This is a genomic window from Roseobacter sp. TSBP12, assembly GCF_009129705.1.
Classification (GTDB): Bacteria; Pseudomonadota; Alphaproteobacteria; order Rhodobacterales; family Rhodobacteraceae; genus Celeribacter; species Celeribacter baekdonensis_A.
Map to the genome: position 1 here is coordinate 1 of NZ_PYIB01000079.1, position 1311 is coordinate 1311.

2 protein-coding genes are annotated in these 1311 nt (G+C 59.6%); both read left to right on the plus strand.

Annotation, left to right across the window (positions count from 1 at the left end; translation table 11 throughout):
• The coding region (locus C8029_RS22155; RefSeq protein ID WP_226946418.1) for a hypothetical protein at positions 1 to 208 on the plus strand (208 nt) is incomplete at its 5' end.
• Positions 205 to 1311 (plus strand): AAA family ATPase (locus tag C8029_RS20800; RefSeq protein ID WP_193217705.1); only part of this gene is annotated, 1107 nt, incomplete at its 3' end. The genes C8029_RS22155 and C8029_RS20800, both read left to right, overlap by 4 nt.

A 1311-nucleotide genomic window follows, 5' to 3' on the forward strand; every position in this document is an offset into this window, starting at 1 on the left:
CTATCCCAATGCTTGCCATCTGGCCTATGCCCGGCAGGAGCGCGCTGCGGAGACCAAGGTGCTCGGCAGTGGGCGGGCCGCGGTCACGCCAATCGAGATGATTGGCAACTTCGTGAAAGTTGTGCTCGGCCGGGAACCATACGCCACCGAAGTCGCGATCGTCGCGGAAAAGCTCCACGCAGGAGCCTCCGGGGAGGAGCAGACATGAGACCCATTCGCCTATCGCTTCAAGCCTTCGGGCCATTTGCGACAACCGAGGTAGTAGATTTTCGCTCCGCGCTGGAGACAGGGCTGTTCGGAATCTACGGCCAGACAGGGGCTGGGAAGTCGACGTTGTTCTCGGCGATGTCTTTCGCGCTTTTCGGGGCACCAACCAAGACCGATCAGGAACCACGTTCACTACGCTCGGATCACGCCGCTTCGGATCTACCTACCGAAGTCGAATTTGTCTTTGAGCTGGGCACCAAGGCCTACCTAATCCGTCGTCGTCCGGCGCAGGAACGTCCGAAGGCACGCGGTGAAGGGACCACTGAGGACGCGGCGGAAGCCTCTTTATTCGACGTCACCGGGATTCCGGTGGACACTCTTGGTCCGAGTCAGTCCGGCCGTGTCATTGCGGAAAAGAAGGTCTCGCTAGTAGGGCAGCAGGTCGAGGCGCTGCTTGGCTACGGGGCGGATCAGTTTCGACAGATCGTGCTCTTACCGCAAGGCAAGTTCGAGACGTTCCTGGCCGCAAAAACGGATGCGCGGGTCGAGATATTGCGGGATCTCTTCGACGTGAAGGTCTATCGCGATCTCGCCGCAAGGCTGAAGGAAGAAGCCTCAGCGGCAGAACGAGCGTTGCGCGACCAGCGTGCGCTCTACCTGGCTCGACTCGAGGAGCGCGGGTTCGAGAGCGCCGAAGCGCTTGAACTTGGGATTGTCGCAGCCGAAGCCCAAGTCGAACAAAAGCAGGGCGTTCAGCGTGGTGCGGAGATGGCAAACGAAGCTGCGCGTAAAGCTCTGACCGAAGGCGAGCAAATCGAAAAGGCATTTTCTTCTGCCGACACGGCACAGCAGGCTGTCGATGATCTAGAAAAGAAAACGATCGAGGTCGAAGAGCTAGCCAAGCGCGTTGAGGCTGTCCGGAATGCCTTGCAGGCCCGTGATCTTGAGACGGCTTGGCGCAATGCGGAGCAGGATAGCCTGAAAGCGGTGGAGGCTGTCACGAAGGCCGAGGCGGAACTCAACATCGCCACTGGCGCGAAGGAGTTGGCGGAAAAGAAACTTGCTGAGGCACAGTCTGGCGAGGACCGACGGCAACAAGTTCAG